The sequence below is a fragment of the Streptomyces sp. NBC_00878 genome (assembly GCF_026341515.1).
Classification (GTDB): domain Bacteria; phylum Actinomycetota; class Actinomycetes; order Streptomycetales; family Streptomycetaceae; genus Streptomyces.
Genome location: NZ_JAPEOK010000001.1, coordinates 1,543,628 through 1,566,379 on the forward strand (window position 1 = coordinate 1,543,628; position 22,752 = coordinate 1,566,379).

The following is a 22,752-nucleotide window of genomic DNA, read 5'->3' on the forward strand; positions in this document are numbered from 1 at the left end:
CACTCCACGCCAGGGGTCGGCCGTCCGGTCCCTATCCCGCGTCCTCGGGCCGGATTCGGGAAGGTCGGGGAGGGGAGAGGCGCATGTCCTCGATCACGACACCGAGTGACGAGAACTCCGCGGCACGGCTGGAGTTCTGGCGTGACACCGTCAGCCGCAACTTCGTGCCCCTGGAGATCGTGCCCCGCCAAGGGCCCTATTTCCACGCACAGTTGCGCATCGCCCGGGTCGGCGCGGTCCAAGTGTCCGTCATCACCACACCGCCGCACACGGCTCGCACCCGGCGGCGGCCCGGTTCGGACGCGTCCGACCACGTCAAGGTCAGTCTGCAGCTGACCGGGCACTGTGTACTCACCCAGGGCGACCACCAAGCCGAGCTGAAACCAGGTGAGTTGGCGGTCTACGACACCCGTCACCCCTACACCCTCGACACCGACCGGCCCGGCCGCAGTCTGGCCCTGATGTTCCCCCGAGCCATGCTGCGGATGCCGGACCGCGACCTGGCGCGCGTGACGGCGACCTCGGTGTCGTGCCGCGACGGGCTGGGCACGGTGGTGCGCCCCTTCCTGCACGGACTCGCCCGCCAGGTCGACGAGTTGGAGTCGCTCGGCACGCCCCGGCTCGCCGACAACGTGGTCGATCTGGTGGGCACCCTCCTCGCGGAACACACGGGTGCCGACCGGACACCGCGGCATGACGACGGGCGGCAGGTGCTCACGCGGCGCATCCTCGCCTACATGGAACAGCGGCTCGCCGAACCGGAGTTGGGACCCGACCAGATCGCGGCCGCCCATCACATCTCCCGCCGCTACCTGTACAAGCTGCTCGCCGAACACGGGTACACCGTCTCGGGCTGGATCCGCGAACACCGTCTCGCCCGCTGCCGACGCGACCTCGCCGACCCGACACTGGTCCAGCTGCCGGTCGGCGCCATCGGCAGCCGCTGGGGCTTTCCCGGCCCGGCCCACTTCAGCCACGCCTTCAAGACGGCGTACGGCATCAGTCCGAGCGAGGCCCGCCCGGCACGATGACCGGGTTACCGTGCTCAGCTCGGCAACTCCCCGTGCACCGCCGTGAAAGCCCGTACGCCCACCGGGCGACACCCTTCGGCCATGGAAGCCACGCAGAAGACTTACGACCACATCGTGGTGGGCGCCGGGTCCGCCGGCTGCGTCATCGCCCGCCGACTCGTGGACGCCGGCCGCAGCGTCCTGCTGATCGAGGCCGGCGGTCCGGACGACAACCCCGCCATCCACGACCCGGGACGCATGTGGGAGCTGTGGACCTCGCCCGAGGACTACGCCTACCTCACCGAGCCCCAGCAACACGCCGACGGCACCCGGGTGTTCTGGCCGCGGGGCAAGGTGCTCGGCGGGACCAGCGCCATCAACGCCATGATCTACGTACGGGGGCACCGGTCGGACTACGACGACTGGGTCACCCGGCACGGGGCCACCGGCTGGTCCTACGACGAGGTCCTGCCGTACTTCAAGCGTTCCGAGGACTTCGAGGACGGCCCCTCGCGGTACCACGGGGCGGGCGGCCCGATGCCGGTCACCCGTAACCACACGCCCAACCCGGTCTCCGTCGCCTTCATCGAGGCCTGCGAGCAGTACGGGATCCCGCACAACGACGACTGCAACGCCGAGGAGATCCTCGGTGTGAACCTCCTGCACCTCAACGTCCGTGACGGCAAGCGGGTCAGCGCCTGGACCGCCTTCGTACAGCCCGTGCTCGACAGCCCGCTCCTTACGGTGCTGACGGGCGCACCGGTGGCCCGGATCCTCATCGAGGGCGAGGGCGACGGCGGGCGCGAGGGCGGACGTGCCCGCGGAGTCGAGGTGATCAAGGACGGCCGGACCGCCTCCGTACGCTGCTCCGGCGACGTGGTCCTGTCCGGCGGCACCATCGGCTCCGCCCAACTGCTGCTGCTCAGCGGGATCGGCCCGGCCGACGAGCTGCGTGAGCTGGGCATCGGCGTGGTCGCCGACCTGCCGGGGGTCGGTGCCAACCTGCACGATCACGCGCTCGCCCCGGTGGTGTACTCGTCGGCCCGCCCCGTACCGCCGGGCACGTCCAACAAGATCGAGGCCCAGTACTTCGCGAAGACCGACCCCGCGCTGGCCGCCCCCGACCTGCAACCGGTGATGTCCCACGTGCCGCTGCCCGTCGTGGGTCAGGAGGTCCCGGAGGAAGGGCACGGCTACAGCATCGCCCCCGGCACGATCCGCACGCTCAGCCGCGGCCGGTTGTGGCTGCACTCCGCCGACCCCACCCAGGCACCTGCCCTCGACCCCCGGTACTTCGCCGAGCCCTACGACCTCCAGGCGATGGTGACGGCGGTCAAGCAGGCCCGGGAGATCGGTGACCAGAAGGCGCTGGCCGACTGGCGTGCCCACGAGGTCGCGCCGGGCCCGGGGGTCGTCACCGCCGACGAGATCGCCTCGTACGTCAAGCGCAACCTGGCCAGCTACCACCACCAGGTGGGCACCTGCCGCATGGGCACCGGTCCCGACGCGGTCGTGGACCCCCAACTGCGGGTCCACGGCGTGCCGGGCCTGCGCGTCGCGGACGCCTCGGTCATGCCGGCCGTCCCGTCCGGCAACACCCACGCGCCCACCGTCATGATCGGCGAGCGCTGCGCCGACTTCCTCCTGACGGGCACCTCCTGACCACCGTCGCGCCCGGTGTCGTACGACACCGGGCCCGTGTCGATGTCCTCGCCTGCACCGGTTTCCGGAGGAGGCAGCGCCTGTCTCAACGCCGCCATCCCTGTGGGGTCTTCCATCGTTTTGCCGCCCTTCGATCAAGTCAGCGAGAGTCCAGGAGGCGGCACTGACACAGGCCGTGGTGTCTTCGACGGTCCAGCGGTGGTGTGTGAGGAAGCGGTGATGAACGGCTAACGCGCGCTTAACCTCACCTGACACATCCTGGCTGCGCAGCGGTGGGCCTGCCGCTCGGACGAGGAGAGGAGCCGGCCGTGCGCGTGCTGATCGTCGAGGACGAGGCGGACCTGGCCGAAATGATCGCAGACGGTCTGCGTGCCGACGGCATGACGCCGGACATCGCACCCGATGGCGCCAGGGCCCTCGAAATGACCGCGGCGGCGGACTACGACATTCTGATACTCGACCGGGATCTTCCCATGATCCACGGCGACGCCGTCTGCCGTTCCCTCAATATCGCGGGGTACCCGGCCCGGATCCTCATGCTGACAGCGGCCGGAACCCTCGAAGACATCGTCGAGGGCCTTGGCCATGGCGCTGACGACTATCTCGCGAAACCGTTCTCGTACCTGGAACTCGTCGCGCGGCTACGGGCACTCGGCCGACGCGGCATCGCCGGCACACCCATCGTGTTCGAACGCCGCGGAGTGCGCCTGGACACGGTGCGGAGACTGGCCGAGCGGGACGGAAGGCTCTTGCGTCTCACGGCGAAGGAGTTGGCCGTTCTCGAAGCGCTGCTGGCAGCCGATGGCGGGATGGTGTCCACCGCCGAACTGATCGACATCGTATGGGACGGGGAAGTCGACGCGTCGAGCAGTGTCCCCAAGGTGACCATTCATCAGTTGCGCCGCAAGCTGGGGAACCCTCCCCTCATCGAAACAACTCAGGGGCTGGGATACCGGATATGAAGCAAACCCTCCCGCGCCTGAGCATTCGCGTCAGGCTGGCACTCATGAATACGGCGGTATTTGTAGTCGGCGGCATCATGCTCTTGACGACAACCTGGCTGAGTGCGCGTCACATCATCGAATCCAACAGCTGGATCATCGTCGACAACACCGCCGCGACGCAGGCCGTACCGTCGATCGGCGATCCTTCGATCGGCGATCCTTCACAGGTGCCCGATCAGCGCGAAACGATCGAGGAATCAGCCGCTCGCTCAGAGGCCCTTGAGCGGTTCGCTTCCTTCCGTGACGACGTTCTCGACGATCTGGCGAAGAGCCTGATTCTCATTCTCGCCGTACTCGCCGCCTTCTCCCTCCTGACCACCCTGTGGATCGCCAGACGAAGCCTCGCCAGGATCGGAAAGGTCACCACGGCCGCTCGGCATATCGGGAACGAGAATCTCGATGCCCGCCTGCGCCTCGTGGGGCCGGACGACGAGGTGAAAGAGCTCGCGGACACGTTCGACGGGATGCTGGACCGGCTGGAGCGCAGTTTCACCGATCAGCGGAGATTCACGGCTCACGCCTCACACGAACTGCGCACCCCTCTCACGCTCCAACGCGCCGCCCTCGAAATTCCGCTCGCCCACGGCCGCGTGCCCGCCGAGCTCCAACCGAACATGCGGCGCGCCTTGGCGGCCACGGACCGCTGCGAACGCCTGCTGGCCTCGCTGCTCGCACTGGCGCGCGGCGAAAGCGGAGTACTGCAGCACCGCACCGTTGACCTGGCCGATCTCGCGCGCACGGCCGTGGCGGACGTCAACGCGGAGGCGGAGAGCGCCGATGTGGCCGTACACGCGCTGCTCCGCCCGGCACCGCTGTCCGGTGATGCCCCACTCCTGGCCCAACTCGTCGCGAACCTGGTGACCAACGGCGTACGACACAACCACGCCGGAGGAACGGTGCACGTCGAAACGGGAACCGATCCCTCCGGCGACACCCGAGTAACCGTGTCCAACACGGGTCCGGTGATTGAGGCCGCAACCCTCCCGGCACTCTTCGAGCCCTTTCAGCGGGGCACGGTGCGAGGGGCCGGGGCGGGCCTCGGACTCGCGGTCGTACGGACTGTCACCAGCACCCACAAAGGGCAGTTGGAAGCCGAGCCGGGCCCTGAAGGTGGTCTTTCGGTGAGTATTACGTTTCCTGGCTCGGCCTCGGCGACCGAGCCGGACGACCGCCCCGTCGGAAGAGGTCACCGACCATCCGGAGCGCCTACAGCCACCTGAGCCCGGGGCCTGACGGCTGCTCAGCCCGCCGCCCGCAGTGCGCCCGTCGGGGACAGCCGGGCGGCACGCAGGGCCGGGTACAGTCCGGCGACGGTACCGACAGCGACGGCGACGGCCGGACCGACGGCGGCCCAGGTGGTGGGGACGGTGGCGGGCCAGCCCTGGACCGCGGCGTAGCCGTAGACCACGGTGGTGCCGAGGACGACCCCGGCCAGCCCGCCCAGCAGCCCGAGCAGAATGGCCTCGATGAGGAACTGCACGGCTATCTGGCTCTGTCGGGCTCCCAGCGCCCGGCGCAGCCCGACCTCACCCCGGCGTTCCATGACCCCGACGACCATGGTGTTCGCGATTCCCACGCCTCCCACCAGAAGCGCGACCGCGGCCAGCGAGAGCACCAGGCCGCTGAGGGTGTCCTTGGTCTCGGTACGGGCCTTGAGAAGATCCGAGGGGCGTGAGACGGAGACCAGGTGAGGCGCGGCCGGGTTGGCGGTGGGCCCGGCGATGACCTGAACGTCGGTGACCTTGTCGGGCCGGGCACGGACGTACACGGTGGAGGGGGTGCCGTCACCGTCCAGGTGGGCAACGGCCTGCGCGCTGCCGACCAGGGCGCTTTCATCGATCTCGGGGGCGAGTTCGCTGGGCTGAAGGATGCCGAGAACGGCGTACCACTCGCCGCTGTTTCCGCCCTCTCCGTTTTCTCCGCGTTGGATCCAGACCTTCTGTCCGGGGTCGGCGACTCCGAGGGCCTGGGCCGCACGATGGCCGAGGACAACGACCGGGAGCTTTTCGGTACCCGCGTCGAGCCAACGGCCCGACCGCAGCCTCACCCGCAACGTGTCCAGGAGGTCGAGCCGGGCCGACCGTACGGACAAACCGTTGGTCTGGTTGTCGGGAACGAAGCCGGTGCGGTAGACGGCGGCCTTGGTGTCGCCGGTGGCGCTAGCCTTCTGTACCGCCGTGATGGCGCCGAGCATGGTGACGGACTCCTTCGGCAACGGCACCACCTTCTGGTCGACGTCCTTGCCTGGCGTGACGGTGATCAGGTTGCTGCCGAGCCGGTCGAGCCGGTCAAGGAGGTGGGCTTGGTTGGAGGAGGAGATTCCGGTGACGGCGACGACCGCGGCGATGCCCAGCGAGATGCCGAGTGCGGAGAGTGCCGAGCGCAGCCGCCGGGTGCGGAGGCCGATCAGGCCCACGCCCAGCAGGTCGGCCGGACGCAGTCGTGCCGACCGGAGCAGTGGAGTTCGGCGGTCTGTCATGCGGGCTTCCTTGCCATCCGGCCGCGGGTGCTGTCGCCCCTGACACCGCCGACACCACAGCCGACACTGATGCCACTTTCGACACTGGCGCCGCTTTCCAGGGGCGCTCCGGCGTCCGCGTCCCGTTCGTCGAAGGCGATCCGGCCGTCCTGGATGCCGACCCGGCGCGGGAAGGAGGCGGCGACATCGCGGTCGTGGGTGATGACGAGCACGGTGGTGCCTAGGGCGTTGAGACCACGCAGTACGTCGATGACGCCGGACCCGGAGGTGGTGTCGAGGGCGCCGGTCGGCTCGTCGGCCAACAGCAGCCCGGGACGGCCGACGACTGCGCGGGCGATGGCCACGCGTTGTTTCTCACCTCCGGAGAGCTGGTCGGGATGGTGGTCGAGGCGGTGTCCGAGGCCGACGTCTTCCAGTGCGGAGACCGCGCGCTCGCGCCGCTTGCGGGCGGTCTCCCCGGTGTAGAGAAGGCCGGTGGCGACGTTCTCGACGGTGGTCAGCCCGGGGAGCAGGAAGAACTGCTGGAAGACGAACCCGATACGGCGGGCGCGCAGCGCGGCTACCTGTTTGTCGGACAGGCTCGCGAGGTCATGCCCCTCCAGGGTGATGCGGCCGGAAGTGGGCCGGTCCAGTGTCCCGATCAGGGCGAGGAGCGTGGACTTGCCGGAGCCGGACGGGCCGACGACGGCGAGGAGTTCGCCCGGTGAGACGGTCAGATCGATGCCGTGGAGGATACGGAGCGGCGGGGTGCCGTCGTACTCCTTCACGACGTCGCGGAGGACCAGGGCGGGAGGTGGCGGTCCGGTGGGTTGTGGCGGTCCTGACGGGGGTGCGCTCATGACGGGATCACCACCTTGTCGCCTTCGCGGAGCGTCCCGGAATCCGAGTCCGAGGTGGACGCCGAGTCGGAGTCCGCGTCGGAGTCCGAGTCCGGGGTGACCTGTGCGCGGGCGCCGACGATCAGGCCGACTTTGACCCGGACCAGGGCCGGTTCCGGCCGCCCCGGGCGGGCGACCTGCACGCCGTAGCCGCCTTCGGGACGGGCGAGCAGGGCTGTCACCGGGACGACCAGCGCGTCTTCGGCCTTCTCGTCGGGCACGGTGACGGTGATCGTGGGCCGGGCCTGATCGAGTGCCGCCTCGGCCTTCTTCTGATCGGTGAGGGAAATGGTGGCGGTGGCCTGGTCCTTACCGACGTCACCGCCACTGTCACCGCCGTTACCACCACCGCTGTCTCCGCCGCCGGCGCCGTCGCCCCCACCGGAACCGCGGCTGATCTCCTTGACCTTGCCCTTCGTCTCGCCGCCCGAGTCGAACCGGACCGTGACCCCGCGGCCGGGCATGAGCTGAGCGATCTGGTCGTCGTCGAGCCGCACGGTCGCGAACAGATCCGGCTTGGCGACCTTGAGCACGGGGGAGTCCGAGCCCGCGACCGCGGTGCCGCCGACTTTGGCGGTGACCTCCTCCACGCGTACGACCCGATCCGACAGCACGACGACGCGGCCGAGTTCGACCTTGCCGGTCTGCTTCAGGCCGAGCGCCTTCTGCCAGCTTTTGACGGCAGCCGCCGTATTGTCCGTGAACTCCTCGTCGACCGTCAGGTTGGTGGCACTCGCGTAGCCGAGGTCGGTCAGGTTGCGCTCCAGCTGCTGGACATCGGGCCCCTTGACACCGGTGGTGATGTCGCGCCAGAAAGGGCGGGACCCGGCGAACAGCACGACCGGCTCGGCATCGAGCTCGTACAGCATGCCTCCCGCCGTGATCCGGTCGCCGGGCCGTGGCAGCTTGGTGAACGTCCCCCGGCCCTGTCCGACGATCTCGGTGGCCGGGCCGTGGCCGACCTTGCCGGTCAGCTCCAGACCGGAGGACAACGTGGTGCGCTGCACCGTGGTGGTGGCCAGCGTTTCGTCACCGCGCTCGCGGCCTTCCCCGTCGTCCTGGGAACGCCAGGGCTGCCGGGCCGCGGCCACTCCCCCCGCGGCGAGGGCGGTGACGACGGCGACCGCCAGCACCGTGCGCCGGGTACGGGTCACTGTGCGTCCACGGGCTTCTCGGCGGCGAACTTGACGGCGGGGTAGTCCTTGCCGCAGATCCCGAACGCCTTGTTCCACGCCGCCTGGTCCACGTTCTCCGGCGTCACGAGAGTGTCCGGCTGGTCCGGTGCGGGATCGGCCATGTCCGAGATCCCGTTCTTGCGCAGGCACTTGGCCAGCCCACGAGCCTGCTCGATGCTCTTGGAGTCCGGCTTGTCGGCACCGAGTTGCTGCATACCGGGCACCTTGGCGTTGCAGTCCTTGACGGCCTTGGCCACCTGCTCCGCCTCGGCCTCCTGGCCCGGCCTTTCCCCGGGCATGACGATCTGGCCCTCCTTGGTCATCTTCACCTGGGTCTGGCCGGCGTCGTGCATGCACTTGAGCCACTTCTCGCGAGTGGCGGCGCCGTCGTCCTTGCTCTGCACCGGGGTCTTCTCGGTCGGCTGCTGCGAACAGGCGGCCGTCAGGGACAGAGTCGCCACGGTGGTGAGCAGGGCGCCGATGACTCGTACGCCTCGTGAGGTGGGCTTGATACGCATGGTTGTCCTGTCCTCTCTCGATGTTCCGGTTTCCGTAGGGAAGTTCTACGGAGTGCCTGGTGAGCTGCCGGTGACATCTCGCTAACCGCGGCTTAACCAGGGCCCGTTGGCCCGAGGAGGAGGAAGAGGAACAGGAGGAGAAAGTAGGAGAGACAGGAGGCGGAGAAGGTCGGTCGACGCTTGTGGCCCGACCTGGCGCGGGCCGCTTGGGTGTCCGCCTAGCGGGGGCCGCCAAGGTCAGTTGCGCGGTCGTCCCGTCGGTCGGCGGACCACTGCAGGAGGAAGTGCAGGGCCTTCTGGGACTGCGAGTCGGGTTCCGCGGTGTAGGCGACCAGGAGTTGGTCCGGGTGGGTGTCGACGGAGAACTGCTGGACGTCCAGGGTGAGGGTGCCGGCGACGGGATGGCGGTAGGTCTTGGTGAGCTGCCGCGGCCCGCGCACCTGATGGCTGGCCCACCAGGTGCGGAAGTCCGGGTCACGGACGCTCAGTTCGCCGACCAAGGCGGTCAGCGCGGGGTCGTCGGGGGTGCGGCCGGCCTCCATACGCAGGACTGCGACACACTCACGGGCGACGCGCGGCCAGTCCGCGTACAGGGCGCGGAAGGCGTCGTCGAGGAAGGTCAGTCGGATCAAGTTACGCTCGGCCAACGGCAGTTCACCGAAGTCGGTCAGCAGGGCGGCGGCCCCTCGGTTCCAGGCCAGCACCTCCATGCCACGGCGCAGCACCATGGCGGGTACGTCGTGCATGGTGTCCAGCAGTTGCCGCAGCCGCGGGGCGACCTCCGGCCGACCGGGCTGCCGGGTGGGAGCGGCCGGTGCGGCGGGAGCGACATCGGCGAGGGTGAACAGGTAGGCGCGCTCGTCCGGGGCCAGCCGCAGCGCGTCCGCGAGCGCGTCGAGGATCGGACGGGAGACCCTGCGGGTCCGCCCCTGCTCCAGCCGGACGACGTAGTCGATGCTCACATGCGCCAGCTGGGCAAGCTCTTCCCGGCGCAGACCTGGAACGCGGCGCAGCCGACCGTCGTCCGGCACGCCTGCCTCATGCGGGTCGAGAGCAGCGCGGCGGGAGCGCAGAAATGCGCCCAGCTCGTTGCCGCCACGGCCACCGCTGCCACTACCGCCGCCACTGGCGCTACCGCTGCCTCTACCGCTGGCGCTGAATGCGTTCCCCGGGTGGTCCATGGCGCCAGTGTCCGTCACAGCACGGCCACGTGCCTGGTACTGGCTTGCACAGCCACGTGCCTGGTACTGGCTTGCACAGCCACGTGCCTGGTACTGGCTTGCACAGGCAGAGCTGTCCCTGGTCCCGCGTCGCGACGGTCACGACTGTTGAGGCGTGACCGGAAGCGGCAAGACGGTCACCTGAGCTCGTCCGACGTACGAGCCTGCCCCTCCTGTACGACTGGAGCACCACCGTGAGGACCAACGTCACCTTCCCCAGCGCCGGCCTGAAGATCGCCGGGCACCTCTACACGCCGGACACCGAAGCGGCCGGCCCGCGTCCGGCCATCGTCGTCAGCCACCCCGCGAGCGGCGTCAAGGAACAGACCGCGGGACTGTACGCACAGCGCCTGGCCGACCAGGGCTTCATCACCCTGGCATTCGACGCCGCCCACCAGGGCGAGAGCGAGGGCGAGCCGCGCGGCCTGGAGGACCCCGCCCATCGGGTCGAGGACATCAAGGCCGCCGTCTCCCACCTCACCACCCGCGACGAGGTCGACACCGACCGCATCGGGGCGCTGGGCGTCTGCGCCTCCGGTGGCTACGTCCTCACGGCGGCGGCGAGCGACCACCGCATCAAGGCCATCGGCACCGTCAGCGCCGTCGACATCGGCCGCCAGTTCCGCTGCGGCGCCGACGGCACCCAGGACCCCGCCGTCATCCAGGGCATGCTCGACGCCGCCGCTGCGGCGCGGACCGCCGAGGCCCGCGGCGAGGGCGTCCAGGTCTTCCCGATCTTCCCCGACACACCCGAGCAGGCCCGCGCCCTGGGGGGCCGGCACGCCGTCGAGGGGTTCGAGTACTACCGCACCGACCGGGGCAGGCACCCCCGCTCGGCCCAGTCCTTCACCTGGTCGAGCGTCGACCGCCTGGCATCCTTCGACGCGTTCCGCTTCGTCGATCTGATCGCGCCGCGCCCACTGCTCCTGATCGTCGGCCGCGAGGCGGTGACCTCATGGATGAGCGTGGAGGCGTTCCAGAACGCTCACGGCCCGAAGGAACTGCACTGGATCGACGGCGCCGACCACGTCGGCCTCTACGACAAGGAGCAGTACGTCGACCCCGCGGTCGCGAGGCTGACCGACTTCTTCGGGGCTCACCTCACCGAAACCGAGTAGCCGAGCAGCCGAGCAGCCGAGCAGAAGACGGTCGGCACGGCCGCACTCGGCGGGCGGGACCCGGGTCCCGGCCAAGCCCCGGGCGAGAGCCGGATCCCGGCTACACCCCGGGACGGGAACCCCGGCTACACCCCGGGACGTGAGTCCGTCGCCGGGCGGTGAACCATCGGCTTCTGGCCGAGAGCCGCGGAAGTCTCCGGATCGAGAAGCTGGGCCATCACGTGCAGTGCCTGAGCGAGGCTCTCGCCGAGAGACGGGCCGGTCGGGTCGTCTGGCCGCAGGGCCCAGTCCTCCACGGTGATACCCAGCGCGGTATTGAGCATGCCCGCCTCCAGGCGGACCGCGAGGTCGCGCTCGGACCGGCCGGTGCCCTCGGCGATCACACCGGCGAACACGGCGTCGGCGTCGAAGTGCGTCTCCAGCCAGACGGCGCGCAGTCCGGGCTCGTCGCGGCCCAGCCGTACGAGATCGCGGAGGGCTGCCACGTGCTGCGCGGCCAGCAGGCCGGGATCGTCGGCGTTCGCGAACGTCTGGGCGAGCGAGCCGCCTCTCCTCCAATGGGCCCGCAGACGCTCGGTGATCAGGTCCATGCCGGCCGTGAGCAGGGGGCGTGCGCACTCTTCCTTCGAGCGGAAGTAGCGCCACAGGGTCCGCGTGGACACTCCGGCGGCCGAGGCGATGTCCTCCGCGGTGGTCGCCGCCACGCCCTGGGTGACGAAGAGCCGGACCGCCTCGTCCGCGCCGTACACCACCCGGATCGTCGTGAACCGGCCCGCCGATCCGGCCCGCTTCAACGGGACCGTCGTCGTCACTACGTCCTGGACACCGCGCAGTTCGCGCTGAACCGCTGGGCGACCACGGGTGTCCCGCCGGCGAAGGCGCCCCGCCTCACCGTGGACACCTCGGGCTCCGCACCGGCGCTCGTCCTCGACGCCCACGGCAACGTCGAGGGCGGTGTCCGCACGCCATCGGTCGACGCTCCGGTCGCCACGCTGTCCGGCCTGAGTCAGTCAGGGGCGTCGTTCTGCTTCCTGTTCGGCACGACCACGCCCTTCTCCGCCGAGAAGCTGGCGGCGCTGTATCCCACCCACGCCACGTTCGTCGCGAAGTGGTCGGCCGTCACCGCGCGGGGTGTCGCCACGGGGTTCATCCGCCCGGCCGACGCGGCCGAACTGGTCAGAGCGGCCGGCCAGTCCGGCATCGGCGGCTGACGCTCCTTCTGCCGGCACCACCGACACCTCCGATCACTCGGGCGGCGGCAACTCCCTGAAGCTCACGGCCAGTTCACTGCGTGAGCGGATGCCCAGCTTGGAATAGACGTGTGTCAGGTGGTACTGCACGGTCTTGACGGAGATGAACAGCTCCAGTGCCGTCTGCTGGTTGGTCGCCCCGGAGGCGACCAACCGGGCCACGGCCTGTTCCTGCGGGGTCAGCTTGGCCATGCCGGGGACGAGCCGGGTGCCGTGCAGACCGCCGGCCTGCAACTCCCGCTCGCAGCGCGCCACGTACGTGTGGGCGCCGAGGGTGGCATAGGCGTCGCGGGCGTTCTTGAGAATGGTGTCGGCCTCGCGGCGTTTGCCGGCGCGGCGCAGGGTCTGGCCGTAGGCGAAGTTGACCCGGGCGCGGTCGTACGGGAGGGGCAGGTGTTCGAGGTGGGCCAGGGCCTGCTCGAACTCCTTGCGGGCGGTGTCGATGTCGCCGCGGGCGGCGGTGAGCCGGCCACGGGCGAGGCCGAGTCGGGCTTGGGCGGAGCGGCGGCCTCGGCGGGCGGCCAGGTCCTCGTGCGGGGTGAGGAAGGCATCGGCGTCGTCGAGACGGCCCGTCAGCACCAGGGCGTTGGCGTAGACGTCGGGCCAGGGCCAGAAGCCCGGTTCGTCGACCGACTCGCGGGCGGTGAGCTGGGCCAGCGGGGAGAGTGCCTCGACGACGCGGTCGTAGTCGCCGCGTGCCTCGGCCACCTGGGCTCGGGCGAGACAGGACGGGACGAGCATGACCTCGTAGTGGTGGAAGTCGGCGGCCGCCTCGCCCACGTGCTGGTCCGCCGCCTCCCAGTCGCCCCGCAAGGCGTGGATCTGGGCGCCGGTCCAGTGCACCAGCGGGCGCACCAGCTCGATACGGACCTCCGCGAGCCGGGCCGCGGCCCGCTGCACGGTCTCCAGGGCGTCCGGCCAGGCGCCGAGCGCGAACTGGGTGCGGGCCAGCCAGCCCTGCGCCCACAGGGAGATTCGGGTGGAGCCCATGCGGTAGCCCGTGGGGACGGCCGCTTCGAGTCTGCGGCGCGCCGCTTCCGGGGCGTCCAGAGCGAGGTCCACCCAGCCGCGGCCGAGCTGGACGCGCTGCGGCTGGGCACCGCCGGGCAGCTTGGCCGCGGCTGCCTCGTACGCGGCCAAAGCCTCATCGGAGTGCCCCATCGCGGCAAGCCCGAGGCCGAGTACGGCCTCCGACTCGATGGCCGAGGGGTCGTCCGGATCCGCCAGTTCGATGGCCCGGCGGGCCCAGGCGACCAGATCGCGCCCGTCCCAGCGGCCCAGGGCGTGCAACACGCGACGCTGGCAGATCCTGGCCAGCAGCTCCGGCTGGTGCGTCGGGTCGCGGCGCTCCCAGGCGTCGGCCAGGAAGGTCTCGGCCTCGGCGGGGCGGCCGCGCATGATGGCCAGATAGCCGAGGACGACGTCGCGCAGGGTACTGGCCGGGAAGCTCTCCAGCTCCGCGGCGAACGCCGCGGCCTGCGGCACGTCCCCGGCACCGATCATGGCGTCGACGGCGCGCAGCAGCCGGTCCTCGCGCGCCGCGCGGGCGGCGGTCAGCCGGCCGGCGCGCACCAGGGTGTCGGCGACGGCCGACCACTCCCCGGCCGAGGCGCGCTCGGCGGCGTACCGGTCGAGTTCGTCGGCGAGTGTCTCGTCGGCCGCCGTGGTGGCGGCCACCCGATGGGTCAGTTGTCGGCCGCGGTCCTGCGTGATCTCCGCCGCCCGGCGGTGCAGTGCGGCACGCCGGGTCAGATCGAGGCCGGTACGGACGGCCGCGCGGACCAGGGGGTGCGCGAATGTCAGCTGAGTGCGCCCGGGCTCGATGGTGGCGGTCAGCAGGCCCGCCGCCCGGGCCTCGTCGACGGCGGGCAACGGGTCGTCGACACCGGTGAGTTCGGCGAGTTCGGCGGCTTCGGCGAGGGAGGTGTCGTCTCCGAGGACGGAGCACGCCTCGACCAGCCGCCGGGCGCTCTCACCGCACTGGGCGAGCCGGTGACGGACGGCCGCGGCGTACCGGGCGGGCGCGGGCAGTTCGGGCCGCCAGTCCTGCCAGGTGTCCGCGGGCAGTTCGCGCAGCAGTTGTGCGACGTACCGGGGACTGCCTCGCGTCTGACGGCACAGGTGCCGGGCCACGGACAGGTTCAGCGCGAGGCCGTGATCCTCGTGGGCGAGCGTCCTGACGTCCTGGGGCGTCAGCGGTCCGAGCCGGACGACGTGGTCCTGGCAGCCGTCCAGGAACTCCAGGGTCCGCAGGACCGGCAGCGGCAGCGGCAGGCCGGCGTGGGCGGGCCGCATGTCGCACAGCTCGTACGGTTCGTCCCGCGCGACCAGGACGACGAGTACCTTCTCGTCCGACATCCTGCGCACCGCGGAGCGGATCGCGCGCAGGCTCTCCACGTCGGCCCAGTGGGCGTCGTCGACCACCACGATCACCGGTTCGCGCTCCTGCCGGGCCGCCCACTGGCGCAGGAACAGACGACTGGTCTCCAGCACGGCCTGCGGCGATCGCGGGTCGGGCAGTCCCGGGTCGGTTCCCAGGGCGCGTACGAGTTGTTCCGCGATCCCCAGGGGCAGATCCGCTTCCCAGGGCACCCCGGCGCCACGCAGTACGCGCGTCGGGGTCCGGCCGGTGTCCGCCCGGTGCCGGCGGAGGACGTGTTCGACGAGCGCCGTCTTTCCGATGCCCGCCGGGCCCTCGACGAGGACGAGCAGGGGCCGGCCGGAGCGGGACGCACTGACCGCGCGGGTCAGCGAGGCAACCTCGCCGACCCGCCCGATCAGGCTGCGCCGCAGCTCAGGACGGTCATTCATGTGCCAGCACGCTAGCACCGCCGCCGGACAGGGGCTCGGTCGCGGAGGAGGCTCGGGCGGGGACCCGCTCGGCGGCCCGGCGTGGCACGAAACAAGTCACGAGGGTGCCGAGGACGGCGACACCCGCGAAGACGAGAAAGGCGTTCGCGGGAGGCAGCCCTGCGCCCACGAGAGCCCCGCCGACCACGGGACCGCCGATGCCGCCGAGCCGGCCGAATCCGGCGCACCAGGCGACACCGGCGGCGCGGGACACCGTGTCGTAGTAGTGGGACACCAGGCCGTAGATCAGGACCTGGGTACCGATCGTTCCCACGCCGGCGACGGCGACGAGGGCCAGCAGGACGGGGAAGGGCATCCCGAGCGTGAGCAGGGCCAGGGCGGCGGCGGCCAGCACGAAGGTCGTGGCGATCACCCGCTGTGGGCCGTACCGGTCGGCGACCCGCGAGGCCAGCAGGCCGCCGACGATGGCACCGCCGTTGAGCGTGAGCAGGAAGACGAGGGAGTACGACTTGCCGTAGCCGCTCTGCCCCATGATCACGGGCAGCCAGGTGTTCAGGGCATAGGTGAGCAGCAGGGCGGAGCCGCTCATCAGGCCGAGGAGCAGGGTGGGCAGGGCGTAGCGACGGGTGGCGAGTGCGGCGAAGCCCACCTTGGCCCGCTCCCCCGTACGGCTCGGTGTCACCTCGGGCAGGGGAACGCCCGTACGGTCCGAGACCTGACGGGCCCGCACGGTGTGTCCGCGGGCGAGCAGCCACTTCGGCGACTCCGGCAGGCGCAGCAGGGCGACCGGCAGCAGGAGCACGAGCGGTGCGGCGCCGAAGAGGAACAGCGCGCGCCAGCCGTCACCGTCGGAGGACAGCAGCGCGAGCAGCGCGGCGAGGACACCACCGGCCGGTACGCCGCTGTAGACGATCGCGTTGTAGAGGTTGCGGCGGTGGGGCGGGGCGAACTCGGCGACCAGGGCTCCGGCCGTGACCACGAGGGCGCCGACCCCGATGCCCGTGAGGAAGCGCAGGGCGCCGAAGGTGGTGAGGTCGGTGGCGAAGGCGCTCAGCCCCATGGCGACCGAGAACCAGACGATGGCCACCAGCGTGACGCGCCGCCGCCCGATGTGGTCTCCGACGGCGCCGGCGATCAGAGCGCCGACCATGACGCCCATCAGCGCGTAGGAGCCGAGGGCACCGGCCTGACCGGGGGTGAGGTGGCCGATCTGGCTCGGGTCGCGCAGGAAGACGGGGACGACGGCGCCGTAGACCACCAGGTCGTAGCCGTCGAAGACGAGGGTGACGGCGGCGATGGCGACGATCCAGCGCAGGGTGGAACGCTGGCGTGCGTCGTTGGTTCTGTGCTGCTGTCTGTTCATGGTGATGACCCCATGTTCGTGTTCGTGTGAGCGGGGAGGAGGGGGACTGCGTGGGGCGCGTGGGGTATGTGGGGTACGTGGGCCGAGTCAGCCGAGGTCGCCGCCGGCGACCGGCAGGACCGTGCCGGTGATGTAGGACGCCTCGTCGGAGGCCAGGAAGGCGATCGCCGCGGCCTGGTCGTCCACCGAGCCGTACCGCTTCAGCAGGGTGGAGTCGACGGTCTGGTCGACGACCTGCTGGGACCAGGCTCGTTCCCGCTCGGTGCGGGGCGCGGGCCCGCGGGGCACCCGGCGGGGCGGGGCTTCGGTGCCGCCGGTCGCGGTGGCGACGAAGCGGATGCCGTACGGGGCGGCCTCCATGGCGAGGGAGGCGGTGAGGGCGTTGATGCCTCCCTTGGCCGCCGAGTAGGGGATGCGGTTGATGCCGCGCGTGGCGATGGACGAGACGTTGACGACGACGCCGGAGCGTTGCTCGATGAGGTGGGGCAGGACGGCGCGGGTGGTCCAGAGGGTGGGGAAGAGGGAGCGCTGGATCTCGGCCTGGATCTCGTCCGGGGCGTAGTGCTCGTAGGGCTTGGCCCAGATGGTGCCGCCGACGTTGTTGACGAGCACGTCTATTCGGCCGCCGAGCAGTTCCAGGGCTCCGGCGATGGCCGAGTGCGCGCCCTCGTAGGTCTCCAGGTCGGCGAGGACGGCGTGGGCGGCGTGGGCGGCGTGGACTGCGGAGCCGTCGGCGGCATTGAGGCCGTCGGCGGCGTCGCGGACCGTCTCCGAGCGGTCCACCAGGACGACGTCGGCCGCCTCCGCCGCCAGTCGTCGCGCGACCGCGAGGCCGATGCCCTGGGCCGCGCCCGTGACGACGGCCGTCCTTCCGGCGAACCGGTCCGCATGGACGCTGGGCCCGCTCACGCCGCCTCCGCCGACTCCGCCGTCTCCGCCGTCTCTCGCGGGGCGGCCGGTGTGAACTTCTCGTAGTGGAAGTTCGCCGGGCTGACGCCGAGGGAGCTGATGTGGCCGCGGACCGCCTCGACCATGGCCGGCGGACCGCACAGGTAGACGTCCGCGTCGCCGTCGTGCAAGGTTCCCGCGTCCATCAGTCCGGTCACGAATCCCTTGTTGCGGGCGGTACTTGCCGGGTCGGCCACGCAGTGGTCGAAGCTGAAACCGGGGATGGCGTCCACGTACGACTCCAGGGTGTCCAGGTGGACGAGGTCCTGGTCGGTGGTGACGCCGTACAGCAGGCGGACCGGGTGGACGGGCGGCTTCCGGGCGAGGTCCTCCAGCATCGACAGCAGCGGTGCGAGGCCCGTGCCGCCCGCCAACAGCAGTGCGGGGCGGGCGAGTTCGCGCAGGTAGAAGCTGCCCACCGGGCCGGTGAACCCGACGCGGTCGCCGACCCGGGCGCCCTCGGTGAGATAGCCGGACATCGCACCGCCGGCCACGATCCGCACCAGGAAGGACGCCTGGCGCCGGCCGGGGCCGGAGCTGAAGGAGTACGAGCGGGTCTGGTCGGTGCCGGGGACGGCGATGTTGACGTACTGGCCGGGCAGGAAGTCCAGCGCGTCGCGGTCGTCGACGTCGAGCACGAACTCGACAGTGGTCGCGGAGTGGCGCTCGATGGTGACGACCGTGGCGGTGTGCGTGGCCGCGGCGGTCTTCGCGGCGGCGGAGGAGGACGGGATGCGCAGTACGAGGTCGCTGTGCGGGGTCATCTGGCAGGGCAGGCAGTAGCCGCTCGCCGCCTCGTCCCCGGTCAGCGCCTCGTCGATGTAGTCCCCGCCGTCGTAACGGCCGGACTCGCACAGCGACTTGCAGGTTCCGCAGGCGCCGTCGCGGCAGTCGAGGGGGATGTTGATCCGGGCCTTGTACGAGGCTTCGGCGACCGTCTCGTCCGGGCGGCACTCGACGAAGCGGGTGATGCCGTCCTCGAAGTTCAGGGCGACCTGGAAGGACATGCTGGTGCTCATTTCGGAGGTGTGAGAGACGCCGGAGGTGCCTGTCGTGACGCCGGTGCCAGAGGTGACACTCGTGTCGGGGTGCCAGAGGTGTCAGAGGTGTCAGACGTGGTAGATGTCGACGACGTGGTGCACGTAGTCGTTCTTGAGGACCACCTTCTTGCGGGTGATCAGCGGCTCGGGCGTCGAGACGTCGAGCGTGTAGTACGACGTGCCGAAGTACGTGTCCACGGTCTGGTACCGGTAGTAGAGGGTGAACCAGTTGAAGCGCACGTCCACCAAGTCGCCGTCCCGGCCGGTGATTTCGACGTTGGTGATGTTGTGGCCGGTGCGCGGCTCGGGCAGGCTCGTCGCGCTGGAGCGGTCGGTGCGGATGCGGAAGACGCGGTCCTCCAGGCCCGCCCGGCTCGGGTAGTAGACCAGCGAGATCTCGCGCTGCGGGTCCCTGGTGAGCTGGTCGTCGTCGGCCCAGGCCGGCATCCAGAACTCGGTGTCCGGGTGGTAGCACTCCAGCCACTTCTCGAACTCGCGGTCGTCGAGGTGGCGGGCCTCGCGGTAGAGGAACTGGCGGATGTCTTCGAGCGTGATCTCCGCGGTCACCGTGGTCGCCGTGGTCGCCGTGGTCACTTGGCCACCTCCAGGGCGTTGCTGTCCGCTTTTAGGGCCTTGCGGAGCGTGTCGAGCCAGTAGCCGTGCTGGATCGGGTAGAGGCCCTCGTCCTCGGTGCGGACACCACTGGCGATCGGGTTGATGCCGATCTTCTTGGCGTCCTCGTCCGGGCCGTCGATCTGGTGCACGGCGCCGCGGCTGAGGTCGTTCCAGGGCATGGACCCAGCCTGGTACGTCTTCTGGCAGGAGCGGAACTCCTCCAAGTCGTCCGGGGTGGCCATACCGGTGGCGTTGAAGAAGTCCTCGTACTGCCGGATGCGCCGGGCGCGGTCCTCGGCCGGCTCGCCCTTGGGGGCGATGCAGTAGATGGTGACCTCGGTCCTGTCGACGGAGATGGGCCTGAAGTGCCGTATCTGCGAGCTGAACTGATCCATCAGGTAGACGTTCGGGTACAGGCACAGATTCCGTGAGACGCCGATCATCCAGTCGGCCTTCTCCGCGCCGAACTCGGCGGCCAGCTCGTCGCGCTTCTCGAACAGCGGCCGGTTGGCCGGGTCGAGCCACTTGGTCCACAGCAGCAGATGGCCGTGGTCGAAGGAGTAGAAGCCGCCCTTCTGCTTGGACCAGCCGCCCGCGTCCATGGTCTTGGTGTCGTTCTTCGACTCGCCGGACGTACGGCGGGCCTGGGTGGCCGCGTAGTTCCAGTGGGTGGCAGAGACGTGGTAGCCGTCGGCGCCGTTCTCCGCCTGGAGCTTCCAGTTGCCGTCGTAGTGGTACGTCGACGAGCCGCGCAGCACCTCCAGGCCCTCCGGGGACTGGTCGACGACCATGTCGATCACGACGGCCGCGTCGCCCAGGTGCTCGGTGAGCGGCTTGACCTCGGGGTTCAGGCTGCCGAACAGGAAACCGCGATAGCTCTCGAAGCGGGCGACCCGTTTCAGATCGTGCGAGCCGTCGGTGTTGAACCGCTCCGGGTAGCCGGCCTCCCGCGGGTCCTTCACCTTCAGCAGCCTGCCGCTGTTGTTGAACGTCCAGCCGTGGAACGGACAGGTGAAGGTGGTCCGGTTGTCGGTCTTCCTGCGGCACAGCATCGCGCCGCGGTGGCTGCACGCGTTGACCAGACAGTGCAGCTCACCCTGCTTGTCACGGGAGATGACGACGGGCTGGCGGCCGATGTACGTCGTGAAGTAGTCCCCGGCCTCCGGGAGCTGGCTCTCGTGGGCGAGGTAGACCCAGTTCCCCTCGAAGATGTGCCGCATCTCCAGCTCGAAGAGCTCCTCGTCGGTGAAGACGCTCCGCCGGACGCGGTACACCCCGCTGTCCGGGTCCTCCACGAGAGCGTCCTTGAGGATGGTCCGCGCGCGGCTGAAGTCCTCGGCCATGGTCCCGTCCCTTCCGCCTCAGCAGGGCCGCCTGACCGGCGGGCCTCATTGCCGTTGCTTTTCAGCACCATGACAGTGCGGTGAAGAGTCGGCCCCAGACATTTCCCCAGGGTTGACCCAGGGGGGTATTAATATCCTGAGCGTCTCAATAGGCTCCAATCAAGTATTTGTGTCGTATGGGGCCCTCTGCCTACGCTGAGGATCATTCGAGGGCCCCGAAACGGGAAAGGGGCAGCCCGATGGAGCTCAGGCACCTGCGGTATTTCCTGGCCGTCGCCGACACGCGTCATTTCGGAAAGGCCGCGGAACACCTGCACATGGCCCAGCCCCCGCTCTCCCAGGCGATCCGACGTCTGGAGACGGAACTGGGCGTGGACCTGTTCAGCCGCACCACCCGGCAGGTCTCGCTGACCGGCGCCGGCGAGGTGTTCCGCACCGACGTGGAGCGCATCCTCACCGCCGTGGACGACGCGGTGGCCCGGGTGGGGCGCTTCACCTCCGGGGTGGAGGGCGTGCTCCGGCTCGGCCTGACCGGCTCGGCCTCGTACCGCCAACTGCCCGCACTCGCACGGCTACTGAAACGCGAAATGCCGCACGTCATGATGGAGGTGCACACCGAAATGCTCACGCCGGCCCAGGAACTGGGACTGATCGAGCGGCGCCTCGACGTCGGTGTGCTGCGCCCGCCGATCCGCCAGGAGGGCATCGCCCACCGCTCGCTCGCCGAAGAACAGCTCGTCGTGGCCGTCCCCGCGGAGCACTGGCTCGCCGCGGCGGACGTCGTCCGGATCGAGCAACTGCGGCACGAGGACTTCATCATGTACGGCGCCACGCTCGGCTCGGTCGTCAACGACGCCGTCGTCCGCAGTTGCCTGGCCTCCGACTTCTATCCGCACCGCGCCTACGAGGTCACCGAGACATCCGCCGCCCTGGCCCTGGTCGCCGCGGGCCTCGGTATCGCCGTCCTGCCGGACTCCATTCGCTCGGCACCGCGCGAGGGCGTGCTGTGCAAGGACATCGAGGACGCGCTCTCCGTTCCCCTCGCCCTGGCCTGGCGGTCCGACGACGCATCACCCCTGCTGCGGAATCTCCTGAAGGTGCTGGAACGGAACAACGTCTTTCTCGAAGAGCCCGCAGAGCCCGCAGAGCACTCAGAACCTGAAGGACTTGAAAAGCCTGAGAAACCTGAAGGAGCGGCATGAAGATCGTCAGGGTCGAGGCAATACCCTTCGCCATTCCTTACGCGAAACCCCTGAAATTCGCGAGTGGTGAGGTGCATACCGCCGACCACGTTCTGGTGCGGGTGCACACGGACGAGGGCCTGACGGGCACCGCCGAGGCGCCGCCCCGCCCGTACACGTACGGCGAGACCCAGGAGTCGATCATCGCGGTGATCGAGAAGATCTTCACGCCGCAGATCCTGGGCCTGACCGCCCTGGAGCGGGAAGCGGTCCACGAACGACTGGACCGGACCGTGGGCAACCCGACCGCGAAGGCCGCCATCGACATGGCGCTGTGGGACGTCCTCGGGCAGGTGGCAGGGCTGCCCGTCTCCGGACTGCTCGGCGGCTACACGGACCGCATGCGGGTCAGCCACATGGTCGGCTTCGCGCCGGCCGAGCACATGGTGGCCGAGGCGGAACGCGTCCGGGACACCTACGGCATCACCACGTTCAAGGTGAAGGTCGGGCGGCGGCCGTACCGCGCCGATGTCGCCGCGTGCCGGGCACTGCGCGAGGCACTCGGCCCGGACGCCGACCTGTACATCGACGGGAACCGCGGCTGGAGTGCCTCCGAGTCCGCGCGGGCGCTACGGGAGATGGCCGACCTCGACCTGACGTTCGCCGAGGAACTCTGCCCCGCCGACGACGTGTTGGGCAGGCGCTGGCTGGTCGCCCAGAGCCCGGTTCCCTTCATCGCGGACGAGAGCGCCACCCGGCCCGCCGAGGTCACCCGCGAACTCCTCGGCGGATCCGCGACCGCGATCAGCGTCAAGACCGCCCGCACCGGCTTCACCGCCTCCCAGCGCGTGCTGCACGAGTGCGAGGGCCTGGGCGTCGAGGTGGTGATGGGCAATCAGATCGACGGCCAGATCGGCACGTTGTGCTCGGTCGCCTTCGGTGCCGCCCACCGCTCCGCCTCACAACACCCCGGCGAACTGTCCAACTTCCTCGACATGACCGACGACCTCCTCACCGAGCCGCTGACCATCGAGTCCGGCACCCTGCGCATCCGCGAAGGCGCCGGACTCGGCATCGACATCGACCCCGACAAGCTGGCCCGCTACCGCCAGGACCGCTGACACACACCCAGGGACG

The 22,752-nt window shown here is 70.2% G+C and carries 21 protein-coding genes; 9 read left to right on the forward strand and 12 right to left on the reverse strand.

Annotated elements, in window-relative coordinates; translation table 11 throughout:
* The first annotated feature begins 83 nt into the window (after positions 1–83).
* The 4 genes from OHA11_RS06195 to OHA11_RS06210 all read left to right on the forward strand — a co-directional run bounded on the left by OHA11_RS06195 (position 84) and on the right by OHA11_RS06210 (position 4,896).
* The gene (locus OHA11_RS06195; RefSeq protein WP_266492776.1) at positions 84–1,031 is read left to right on the forward strand and encodes a helix-turn-helix domain-containing protein; all 948 of its coding nucleotides are present in this window, start codon (positions 84–86) and stop codon (positions 1,029–1,031) included.
* Positions 1,032–1,112: 81 nt separating this feature from the next.
* The gene (locus OHA11_RS06200) at positions 1,113–2,672 is read left to right on the forward strand and encodes a GMC family oxidoreductase (protein ID WP_266492779.1); all 1,560 of its coding nucleotides are present in this window, start codon (positions 1,113–1,115) and stop codon (positions 2,670–2,672) included.
* 308 nt (positions 2,673–2,980) lie between these two features.
* Positions 2,981–3,634: a response regulator transcription factor gene (locus tag OHA11_RS06205; RefSeq protein ID WP_266492781.1), complete on the forward strand. Its 654-nt coding sequence runs from the start codon at positions 2,981–2,983 to the stop codon at positions 3,632–3,634.
* Positions 3,635–3,678: 44 nt separating this feature from the next.
* Positions 3,679–4,896, forward strand: a complete 1,218-nt coding sequence (locus OHA11_RS06210; protein ID WP_266492782.1) for a HAMP domain-containing sensor histidine kinase — start codon at positions 3,679–3,681, stop codon at positions 4,894–4,896.
* 20 nt (positions 4,897–4,916) lie between these two features.
* Here the strand turns inward: OHA11_RS06210 and OHA11_RS06215 are convergent, their stop codons facing one another.
* From OHA11_RS06215 to OHA11_RS06235, 5 genes are all read right to left on the reverse strand, one after another.
* Positions 4,917–6,155 (reverse strand): ABC transporter permease, encoded by a 1,239-nt coding sequence (locus OHA11_RS06215; RefSeq protein ID WP_266492784.1) that lies wholly within the window; start codon positions 6,153–6,155, stop codon positions 4,917–4,919.
* On the reverse strand, positions 6,152–6,994 hold the full coding sequence (locus OHA11_RS06220) for an ABC transporter ATP-binding protein (protein WP_266492787.1): 843 nt from the start codon (positions 6,992–6,994) through the stop codon (positions 6,152–6,154). The genes OHA11_RS06215 and OHA11_RS06220 overlap by 4 nt, the downstream gene beginning before the upstream one ends.
* Positions 6,991–8,187 (reverse strand): peptidoglycan-binding domain-containing protein, encoded by a 1,197-nt coding sequence (locus OHA11_RS06225; protein WP_266492790.1) that lies wholly within the window; start codon positions 8,185–8,187, stop codon positions 6,991–6,993. Before OHA11_RS06225 ends, OHA11_RS06220 begins: the two co-directional genes overlap by 4 nt.
* The gene (locus OHA11_RS06230) at positions 8,184–8,726 is read right to left on the reverse strand and encodes a hypothetical protein (protein ID WP_266492792.1); all 543 of its coding nucleotides are present in this window, start codon (positions 8,724–8,726) and stop codon (positions 8,184–8,186) included. The genes OHA11_RS06225 and OHA11_RS06230 overlap by 4 nt, the downstream gene beginning before the upstream one ends.
* Positions 8,727–8,944: 218 nt before the next feature.
* A complete protein-coding gene (locus OHA11_RS06235; RefSeq protein ID WP_266492794.1) occupies positions 8,945–9,907 on the reverse strand; it encodes a helix-turn-helix transcriptional regulator in 963 nt (320 codons plus the stop codon).
* Between the two features lie 233 nt (positions 9,908–10,140).
* Here OHA11_RS06235 and OHA11_RS06240 point away from each other — a divergent pair, with 233 nt between their 5' ends.
* Positions 10,141–11,064: an alpha/beta hydrolase gene (locus OHA11_RS06240; protein ID WP_266492796.1), complete on the forward strand. Its 924-nt coding sequence runs from the start codon at positions 10,141–10,143 to the stop codon at positions 11,062–11,064.
* 125 nt (positions 11,065–11,189) lie between these two features.
* Here OHA11_RS06240 and OHA11_RS06245 read toward each other — a convergent pair whose 3' ends face one another.
* Entirely contained in the window at positions 11,190–11,816 is a 627-nt protein-coding gene (locus tag OHA11_RS06245) for a helix-turn-helix domain-containing protein (protein ID WP_353962947.1), read from the reverse strand.
* Between OHA11_RS06245 and OHA11_RS48490 the strand changes: the two genes are divergently transcribed.
* The gene (locus tag OHA11_RS48490) at positions 11,743–11,907 is read left to right on the forward strand and encodes an alpha/beta hydrolase domain-containing protein (RefSeq protein ID WP_353962948.1); all 165 of its coding nucleotides are present in this window, start codon (positions 11,743–11,745) and stop codon (positions 11,905–11,907) included. The genes OHA11_RS06245 and OHA11_RS48490 overlap by 74 nt on opposite strands.
* The gene (locus tag OHA11_RS06250) at positions 11,904–12,275 is read left to right on the forward strand and encodes an alpha/beta hydrolase domain-containing protein (protein ID WP_323186757.1); all 372 of its coding nucleotides are present in this window, start codon (positions 11,904–11,906) and stop codon (positions 12,273–12,275) included. Before OHA11_RS48490 ends, OHA11_RS06250 begins: the two co-directional genes overlap by 4 nt.
* A gap of 33 nt (positions 12,276–12,308) precedes the next feature.
* Here the strand turns inward: OHA11_RS06250 and OHA11_RS06255 are convergent, their stop codons facing one another.
* The 6 genes from OHA11_RS06255 to benA all read right to left on the reverse strand — a co-directional run bounded on the left by OHA11_RS06255 (position 12,309) and on the right by benA (position 20,434).
* Positions 12,309–15,125 carry a LuxR family transcriptional regulator gene (locus OHA11_RS06255; RefSeq protein WP_266492798.1) on the reverse strand — a complete coding sequence of 939 codons (2,817 nt, stop codon included), beginning with the start codon at positions 15,123–15,125 and terminating at the stop codon, positions 12,309–12,311.
* The gene (locus OHA11_RS06260; protein ID WP_266492799.1) at positions 15,118–16,488 is read right to left on the reverse strand and encodes an MFS transporter; all 1,371 of its coding nucleotides are present in this window, start codon (positions 16,486–16,488) and stop codon (positions 15,118–15,120) included. The genes OHA11_RS06255 and OHA11_RS06260 overlap by 8 nt, the downstream gene beginning before the upstream one ends.
* 87 nt (positions 16,489–16,575) lie before the next feature.
* On the reverse strand, positions 16,576–17,397 hold the full coding sequence (locus OHA11_RS06265) for a 1,6-dihydroxycyclohexa-2,4-diene-1-carboxylate dehydrogenase (protein WP_266492801.1): 822 nt from the start codon (positions 17,395–17,397) through the stop codon (positions 16,576–16,578).
* The gene (gene benC / locus OHA11_RS06270) at positions 17,394–18,455 is read right to left on the reverse strand and encodes a benzoate 1,2-dioxygenase electron transfer component BenC (protein ID WP_266492803.1); all 1,062 of its coding nucleotides are present in this window, start codon (positions 18,453–18,455) and stop codon (positions 17,394–17,396) included. Before benC ends, OHA11_RS06265 begins: the two co-directional genes overlap by 4 nt.
* A gap of 90 nt (positions 18,456–18,545) precedes the next feature.
* Complete coding sequence (gene benB / locus OHA11_RS06275) at positions 18,546–19,070, reverse strand: benzoate 1,2-dioxygenase small subunit (protein WP_266492805.1); 525 nt, start codon at positions 19,068–19,070, stop codon at positions 18,546–18,548.
* Positions 19,067–20,434 (reverse strand): benzoate 1,2-dioxygenase large subunit, encoded by a 1,368-nt coding sequence (gene benA, locus OHA11_RS06280; protein ID WP_266492807.1) that lies wholly within the window; start codon positions 20,432–20,434, stop codon positions 19,067–19,069. Before benA ends, benB begins: the two co-directional genes overlap by 4 nt.
* 239 nt (positions 20,435–20,673) lie before the next feature.
* Here benA and OHA11_RS06285 point away from each other — a divergent pair, with 239 nt between their 5' ends.
* Together OHA11_RS06285 and OHA11_RS06290 are read left to right on the forward strand one after the other, a co-directional pair.
* The gene (locus OHA11_RS06285) at positions 20,674–21,636 is read left to right on the forward strand and encodes a LysR substrate-binding domain-containing protein (protein WP_266492809.1); all 963 of its coding nucleotides are present in this window, start codon (positions 20,674–20,676) and stop codon (positions 21,634–21,636) included.
* Complete coding sequence (locus tag OHA11_RS06290; protein ID WP_266492811.1) at positions 21,633–22,736, forward strand: mandelate racemase/muconate lactonizing enzyme family protein; 1,104 nt, start codon at positions 21,633–21,635, stop codon at positions 22,734–22,736. Before OHA11_RS06285 ends, OHA11_RS06290 begins: the two co-directional genes overlap by 4 nt.
* Positions 22,737–22,752: the final 16 nt, after the last annotated feature.

What these genes read in the sequence shown, in the direction of transcription:
- OHA11_RS06290 (WP_266492811.1), top strand. Translation starts at nt 21,633, where the DNA reads ATGAAGATCGTCAGGGTCGAGGCAATACCCTTCGCCATTCCTTACGCG.
- OHA11_RS06255 (WP_266492798.1), bottom strand. Translation starts at nt 15,125, where the DNA reads ATGAATGACCGTCCTGAGCTGCGGCGCAGCCTGATCGGGCGGGTCGGC.
- OHA11_RS06220 (WP_266492787.1), bottom strand. Translation starts at nt 6,994, where the DNA reads ATGAGCGCACCCCCGTCAGGACCGCCACAACCCACCGGACCGCCACCT.
- OHA11_RS48490 (WP_353962948.1), top strand. Translation starts at nt 11,743, where the DNA reads ATGTCCTCCGCGGTGGTCGCCGCCACGCCCTGGGTGACGAAGAGCCGG.
- OHA11_RS06260 (WP_266492799.1), bottom strand. Translation starts at nt 16,488, where the DNA reads ATGAACAGACAGCAGCACAGAACCAACGACGCACGCCAGCGTTCCACC.
- OHA11_RS06230 (WP_266492792.1), bottom strand. Translation starts at nt 8,726, where the DNA reads ATGCGTATCAAGCCCACCTCACGAGGCGTACGAGTCATCGGCGCCCTG.
- OHA11_RS06235 (WP_266492794.1), bottom strand. Translation starts at nt 9,907, where the DNA reads ATGGACCACCCGGGGAACGCATTCAGCGCCAGCGGTAGAGGCAGCGGT.
- benC (WP_266492803.1), bottom strand. Translation starts at nt 18,455, where the DNA reads ATGAGCACCAGCATGTCCTTCCAGGTCGCCCTGAACTTCGAGGACGGC.
- OHA11_RS06215 (WP_266492784.1), bottom strand. Translation starts at nt 6,155, where the DNA reads ATGACAGACCGCCGAACTCCACTGCTCCGGTCGGCACGACTGCGTCCG.
- OHA11_RS06285 (WP_266492809.1), top strand. Translation starts at nt 20,674, where the DNA reads ATGGAGCTCAGGCACCTGCGGTATTTCCTGGCCGTCGCCGACACGCGT.
- OHA11_RS06200 (WP_266492779.1), top strand. Translation starts at nt 1,113, where the DNA reads ATGGAAGCCACGCAGAAGACTTACGACCACATCGTGGTGGGCGCCGGG.
- OHA11_RS06210 (WP_266492782.1), top strand. Translation starts at nt 3,679, where the DNA reads ATGAATACGGCGGTATTTGTAGTCGGCGGCATCATGCTCTTGACGACA.
- OHA11_RS06195 (WP_266492776.1), top strand. Translation starts at nt 84, where the DNA reads ATGTCCTCGATCACGACACCGAGTGACGAGAACTCCGCGGCACGGCTG.
- benA (WP_266492807.1), bottom strand. Translation starts at nt 20,434, where the DNA reads ATGGCCGAGGACTTCAGCCGCGCGCGGACCATCCTCAAGGACGCTCTC.